Here is a 6,338-nt window from a genome sequence, read left to right as displayed (position 1 = left end):
GAACTTCTGGCAGACCCACCACTGGTACTGAGCCACCAGCGGACACAGCACAAACACGCACGCACGCACGAAGACGCCCGGCCGGAACACCCCGGCCGGGCGCTTTTGCGTATCCGCCCGCCGGGCCCACCGGAAAGCGGCCCCTCCAGCACCCGAGCCGCGGCGCCTGAGCGGGGCAGGCATCGGGGACGCGGGCCCCTTTCCGGACCGGCCGGTACGGCATACAGCCCGGCGGGTGCGCGAGGCGGGGCTGCTCGAGCGCCGAAGGGGCAAGGAAGGCTCTGCCGAGCCGAGCCGAGCCGGTACGGGAGCCCGCCGATGGCCGCAGCTCCAGGTCTCCCGGACCGCCTGCCACACCCGCCTCACGGGCCGGGACCCCCGCGTCCCTAGTGCAACGGAGGGAGGAAGGTGAGGCGTGCCGCGGCTTCCGCGGGCGCGCGCCTCATCCTGATGTTCCGTGAACGTCGGCGGGGGATCACGCACCCCGCTGCCGGCAGCCAAGCTTGGATCCCCGCACCGCCGGGAACCTACGGAGACTGATGTCCGTGCCCGCCGCCCCCGAAGTCAGTGCCGCGACGCTCCTGCGCCGACCCAAACTGTGGCTGGTCCCCACGATCCTCACCGGACTGCTGGCCCTTCTGCTGTCCCTGCTCTACATGGGCGGCATCGTCAACCCCAACGCGGAGCTCCGCAACCTGCCCATCGCCCTCGTCAACGACGACATCGGCAAGCCTTTGCCCGGGCAGCAGCAGAACCTGGGTTCACAGATCACGGCCGCCATCGCGTCCGACACCGCAGGCGGCAAGGCGCAATGGCGCACGCTGACCCGCGCCCAGGCCCAGGACCAGCTCGACTCCGGGAAGGTGTACGGCGCACTGGCGATCCCGGCCGGCTTCACGGACTCCGTCACCGCGCTGACCACGACGGGGGCCACACAACAGCCGACGATCGTCGTCCTCACCAACCCCGGCAAGGGGAGCCTCGGCTCCTCCCTCGCCAGCCAGATCACCACCCAGGCGGCCCACCGCGCGTCCCAGTCCGTCGGCCGACAGCTCACGGCGTCCGCGGCCGCTCAGACGAGCCCCACCACCAAACTCCTGCTCGCCGACCCGCTCAACGTCATCACCCAGGTCGGCCACCCCATCGGCACCCACAGCGGCCTCGGCCTGACCGCCTTCTACTACACCCTGCTCCTCGTGCTGGCCGGGTTCATGGGCGGCAACGTCATCAGCAACGGCGTCGACACCGCCCTCGGCTACGCCGACAACGAGATCGGCCCCTGGCACACCCGCCGCCCGACCGTCCCGATCAACCGCACCCAGACCTTGCTGCTAAAGATGGGGATGACCGCCGGGATCACGATCGTCAGCACCGTGCTGGTGATGCTGGCCTGCGTGTCCATCCTCGGCATGGACGCGACCCGGCTGCCCCTGCTGTGGATCTACTCCTACTGCGCCGCCCTCGCCGTCGGCCTGGGCGTGCAGGCCATCAACGCCGCGTTCGGCGGGATCGGGCAGCTGGTGTCCATGTTCGTCTTCATCGTTCTGGGCCTGCCGTCGTCGGGAGCCACCATCCCACTCCAGGCCGTGCCCGGCTTCTATCGTTTCCTCTCCCACTTCGAGCCCATGCGCCAGCTCAGCGACGGGGTGCGCGCGATCCTCTACTTCGATGCCCGCGGCGATGCCGGGCTCACCCGCTCCTGGATCATGATCGCAATCGGCGCTGTCCTCGCCCTGGTCTTCGGCTTTGCCATGACCTCCTACTACGACCGCAAGGGCCTCAAGCGACTGACCCCACAACCGGCCTGAGAAGTCGGCCGTGGGGGGACGGCGGTCACGGTATCCGTGGCCGCCGCCCCCGTGGGGACGCCCGCGACCGGCACGCTCACCACTGCCTTCGGCTCGCCCGGGCCACGCAGCGCTTTGCTGGCCGGCAAAGGGCGGGGGAGGGGGCGCTACCGGCCTTGGACGCGCAGGGAGACGAGGGTCAGGTCGCGGAGTTCGTCGGGGGCTTGGGGGTGGAGACCGGCGGCGATTTCGGCGAGGGTGACGAACTGTCCGGGGTAGACCATGACGGGCAGGTCGCGGCGTGTGAGGCAGCAGAAGATGGCGAACTCTTCGAGGAAGTAGGCGCTGGACGTATCTATGCGCTGCTCGCGTTCCGCAGCGCTGACCGTGGGGGAGTGTTTGGCGTGGTAGGCGCGCCCGAAGGCTTCCACCGAGGCGCGGAAGGCGTCGTCCTTGGTGAACAGGGTGCGTAGTTCGTAGTGGAACTCCGCGTACTCCTCCGTCTCTTGGACCTGGCTGCAAGTGACGAAGGTGAAGTCGGTCACCGCGCGGTAGGAATCCAGGACCGGCTGTTGGGCGTGGATGAACTGTCGGCCCAGGTCGAGGGCGTGCTCAAGAGCCTGGTCGGGGTTCATGCCGCGGGTCGAGGCCAAGGTGAGCCGGTGGATGCTGTCGCCGATCAGCACGGTGCAGCGGCTGAAGTGGCGGGAGACCCACTTGAGCATGCTGTCGAACTTGGCCGGGGAGAAACTGCTGTTGTCCAGGCTGACGCCGAGGAAGCACGCCTCGTGGTCGTCGAAAGCGTTCTGGTGGGTTGTGGGGGAAACCGATTGGATGGCGGTCCTGTAGTGAGTCCGGCGTCTCCCCTCCGGGCGCGTGGAGGTGGGGGTAGGGGCAAAGGGAACAGTTTGGTTGTCCACAGCAGTCTTCCGTCTGAAGTAGTTGCCTGGTATTGGCAGTTGCTCTGATTGATGACGTCCGACGCAGAAACGTTCCTTCGCTCTCCAGGTCACGCGCGAAGAGCCTGGTGAGCGGGTGACCTGGTGTGGCACCCCGTACCGCGCAGCACTGGTCCCGGCCCCTTGGGGCCAGGACACGGGTGGCACCGTCGTGCGCGCCCTGTACGGCTTGACAGCGCACCAGCAGGCCGCGATGCCCGAACAGCTCCTCGTCGCGATTCCGTACGCCGACAGCGACGCGGTGCTCGGCATGACGTCGGCGCGTGCCATGAGGAAGTCCCGCACCGACGTGGAGGTCCTGGGGGCCGCTGCCGAGCAAGATGCGTCACTTCACGGACTTCGGCGCCGAGATGGTCGACACGGGCCGTGCGCTCGGGCAGCGGCACTCCGACAGGGAGGGTGGTCCCGCACCGCACCCGGTGCGCGAGGACGTCGCACTCCCCGCGCGAGTGAGCCTCCGCCAACTTGAAGTCGCAGGTCAAAGGGCTGGTGTGACCGGTTCTCGGGGTGCTCACGCTGGTCGTGGGCGGTTGTCTGCGGAGTAGATCGTTTGGCAGCGGTTGACTTCGAGGTTCGTCAGAACGAGCAGGGCGCGCAGGAGGTGGGTGGCGTGTGCGGGATCGGCACGGAGTTTGGTGAGGATCCGCCAGTTCTTGAGGTGAGCGAAGCCGTGCTCGACCGGTGCACGTCCGACGGCGAGGACGCGGTTGGCGTCCTTCTGCCCCGGGGTGAGCTTGTGGGTGCGGGTGGCGGCGTAGCCGGTGACGATCACTGGGTCGCGGATGTCGTTGTCCAGGCCGCGGAAGCCGAGGTCGGCCAGCGCCCCGAGACCGGCGGCGCGCAGGTGGGCAAGGATGTGGTCGTGGCGGGCGGCGGTGTTGTCGTGGGTGCGGCCGGGACGGGCGGCGGATATCCAGATCAGGCGCCCGTTCTCGCCGGTCAGGGCGAGGAAGTGCAGGCCATGGCTGCGGTGCTTGCCGGAATAGTTCCGCCGGTCGGCCTTCCCGGTGCGGCGCCCGGTGCGGATGAGGGTGCCGTCGATCAGGACCAGCTCCCGGCCCTGCTTGGCGACCTTCTTCAGGGCGCGGTCCAGGCGCGGGGCCTGGGCGGCGAGCAGTCCGATCAGCTCGTCCCGCCAGCGGCGGATGGTGGACTCGGACACGTCGTTGCCGCCGGCCATGTCGGTCAGGCGCTGGTCGTGGCGCAGTACGGCCAGGACGATCACCGCGATCTTCCCCGGCGGCAGGATCCGCCACCTGGACCGGATCGCCTTCAGATGTCGCCTGAGCAGATCGGCGAGGTGGTTGACGGTGCGCGTGGACAGCGGCAGACGGCACTGGTAGACAAGCGGGCAGGTGTCCTCGGCGAGCTCTTTGGTGTTCGTCACACAATTCCAACGGGCGTCGGGGGCACCCCGGTTACGCCCGTTCCGAGCCGCTCCGAGGGGCGGTGCTCCTGGTCACAGGCGGGTGGTGAACCGCCCGTCGGGCAGTTTCCGCAGCCAGCCGCGATCGACGAGTCTGACCAGCTTGCTGCGTAGCGGTTCCAGCTTGGCCCGCACGCCGACGTCCACCCCCACCACCTCGCCGACCTCGCGGGCCATGACCGTTCCGGCGGCCTGCCGCACAGCGGTGATGATGCGCTGGTAGTCCCAGGGAAGCGAGCCCTCCTCCACACCCGGTTCGCGGTGCGGGATCAGCATCACGGCTCGTCCGGCCACCTGCCCGGGCATCGGCCCGGCCGAGGCGCGTTCCTCGGCGAGCTGCCCAGCCATCCGTTCAAGGACACGTTTGGCGACGGCGAGTTCGTCCCGCTCGGCCCGCACTTCCGCAAGCTGTTGGGCCAGCTGTTCTTCGAGTTCGTCCAGTTCCGCGCGTCGCGCGGTGATCCGTTCCAGCCATGCACCGGATCGTAGAAGACCGCGCGACCCTGGCGAGCAGGAAAAGGCGAACCGTCCGGCTCTGTCAGACGATCCACTCCTCAGAGTGCCGCCCACGACCAGCGTGAGCACCCCGGAGGACGGTCACGCCAGCCTTTTGACCTGCGATTTCAGGTTGGCGGAGCCGCGCTCAAAGCGCACTTGGCCGAGCAGTTCCCCGTCCCGCCCGCCGTGTGAGGCCCGGTTCGCCAAACCCCTGCCGCTCACGTCAGTCGGACCCGATACCGGGTTCATGCCTCGACGACAGTCACTGATGACGACGCAGGCCCTCCGCACGCCCATCAACGCCGCGTTCGCGGATCCGACCGTCGACCTTCGTCTTCGAAAGCGGGGTCTTCGATCAAGCCCAGATAGACGGCCATCTTGCTCAAAAACGAAGTCTTCTTGGGCGAGGTTGCGCCGGCATTGGCACGCGTCGAGGGCTTATCGCCGTCATGCACTGCGGACGCATCAATCATGGCCCGTGCCTGACTGATCGTCGGACGCGCCGTCGGGTCCTTGGCCAAAAGGGCTGTGATCAGCGGGGCCAGGTAGCCTGCGCGGCGCAACGGTGGGGCCCGGTCGTAGCGAACTGCATGCGCGGAGGCCAGCCACGAGTCCCGCAGGAACGGTGAGACGCCCTCCACCGCCTCGTACAGCGTCACGCCCAGCGAGAACAAGTCGCTGCTGGCCTTGCCGGGCTTGCCCTCGGCCCGCTCTGGGGCGAGGTACGGCGCCGAGCCGATGACGACTCCGGTCGAGGTAAGCCCGGTGCCGGTCTCGGGAGCGGCGATGCCGAAGTCGGCGAGGAGGACATGACCGGCCTCGGTGATCATGACGTTGGCGGGCTTGATGTCGCGGTGGACGATGCCCTGCGCGTGCGCGGCGCCGAGGGCGTCAAGCAGCGCCGCGGCGAGACGTCCGGTCTCGAAGACCTCCAACGGCCCATTCCTTAGCAGCTGTTGGAGCGTACCGCCGGAGACCAGTTGCATCACGATCCAGGGGATATCGTGCTCGACGACGACGTCGTGGACCGTGACGATGTTTGGGTGGTCGCGTAACCGGACGGCGCTGAGCGCCTCTAACTCCGCGCGTTTGAGGAGCGCAGCCTGTTGCTTTGGCTCCATGGGCTCGGTCAGCCACAGTTCCTTGAGCGCCACATCGGTCTGGAGGCGCTCGTCATACGCCTTCCAGACACGGCCCATGCCGCCCGTGGCGATCGATTCGATCAGCTGGTACCGGCCCCCGACGACGTCGCCCGCCCGTGCCCGCTGTGTCACTGTGGCCCCCGCTCAGCACGTCTGTATGCCCGAGAGCATAAGACACACTGTACGGTTCCCGAGGCGCCCGCCCTCGCAGAACTCGGTTTCCGCGACGCACTCGACCCCGTGGTCGTTACCGGTTTCACAGCCACCCGCGCTCGCAAGCTCACACCCGGGCAGAAAGACGCCAACCGAGTCCTCGCCCTCGGACGCGTACAGGCCGAACACGGCATCGCCCACCTCAAGAACTGGCGGACCCTCACCAAACTCCGCACCGACCCCGCACGCACCACCCACCTCCTGCGCGCCCTGCTCGTTCTGACAAACCTCGAAATCAACCGCTGCCAAACGATCTACTCCGCAGACAACCGCCCACGACCAGCGTGAGCAACCCGACCACCGGTCACACCAG

At 68.2% G+C, this 6,338-nt stretch carries 6 protein-coding genes; 2 read left to right on the top strand and 4 right to left on the bottom strand.

What is annotated here, in order from left to right:
- Nucleotides 1-539 precede the first annotated feature (539 nt).
- A complete protein-coding gene (locus ACFV0Q_RS16785; protein WP_385005906.1) occupies nucleotides 540-1,808 on the top strand; it encodes a YhgE/Pip domain-containing protein in 1,269 nt (422 codons plus the stop codon).
- Nucleotides 1,809-1,954: 146 nt separating this feature from the next.
- On the opposite strand, the gene ACFV0Q_RS16780 is transcribed toward ACFV0Q_RS16785, so the two are convergent.
- From ACFV0Q_RS16780 to ACFV0Q_RS16765, 4 genes are all read right to left on the bottom strand, one after another.
- A complete protein-coding gene (locus tag ACFV0Q_RS16780; RefSeq protein WP_385005911.1) occupies nucleotides 1,955-2,998 on the bottom strand; it encodes a tRNA-dependent cyclodipeptide synthase in 1,044 nt (347 codons plus the stop codon).
- Between the two features lie 259 nt (nucleotides 2,999-3,257).
- Nucleotides 3,258-4,133 (bottom strand): transposase family protein, encoded by an 876-nt coding sequence (locus tag ACFV0Q_RS16775; RefSeq protein WP_385005904.1) that lies wholly within the window; start codon nucleotides 4,131-4,133, stop codon nucleotides 3,258-3,260.
- A gap of 72 nt (nucleotides 4,134-4,205) precedes the next feature.
- A complete protein-coding gene (locus tag ACFV0Q_RS16770) occupies nucleotides 4,206-4,757 on the bottom strand; it encodes a hypothetical protein (RefSeq protein ID WP_385005902.1) in 552 nt (183 codons plus the stop codon).
- A 209-nt stretch (nucleotides 4,758-4,966) separates the two neighbouring features.
- Complete coding sequence (locus tag ACFV0Q_RS16765) at nucleotides 4,967-5,944, bottom strand: serine/threonine-protein kinase (RefSeq protein WP_385005900.1); 978 nt, start codon at nucleotides 5,942-5,944, stop codon at nucleotides 4,967-4,969.
- Between ACFV0Q_RS16765 and ACFV0Q_RS16760 the strand changes: the two genes are divergently transcribed.
- Nucleotides 5,825-6,313 carry a transposase family protein gene (locus ACFV0Q_RS16760; RefSeq protein WP_385005909.1) on the top strand — a complete coding sequence of 163 codons (489 nt, stop codon included), beginning with the start codon at nucleotides 5,825-5,827 and terminating at the stop codon, nucleotides 6,311-6,313. The two genes, ACFV0Q_RS16765 and ACFV0Q_RS16760, sit on opposite strands and share 120 nt — an antisense overlap.
- Nucleotides 6,314-6,338: the final 25 nt, after the last annotated feature.

Source organism: Streptomyces sp. NPDC059564 (genome assembly GCF_042735575.1).
In the GTDB taxonomy this organism is placed as follows: Bacteria; Actinomycetota; Actinomycetes; order Streptomycetales; family Streptomycetaceae; genus Streptomyces.
Note: the sequence above shows the minus strand (reverse complement) of the source record. Positions and strands in the feature narration are given on the sequence as shown.

Coding starts and splice junctions, on each gene's coding strand:
- ACFV0Q_RS16785 (WP_385005906.1), top strand. CDS start 540: ATGTCCGTGCCCGCCGCCCCCGAAGTCAGTGCCGCGACGCTCCTGCGC.
- ACFV0Q_RS16780 (WP_385005911.1), bottom strand. CDS start 2,998: ATGCCGAGCACCGCGTCGCTGTCGGCGTACGGAATCGCGACGAGGAGC.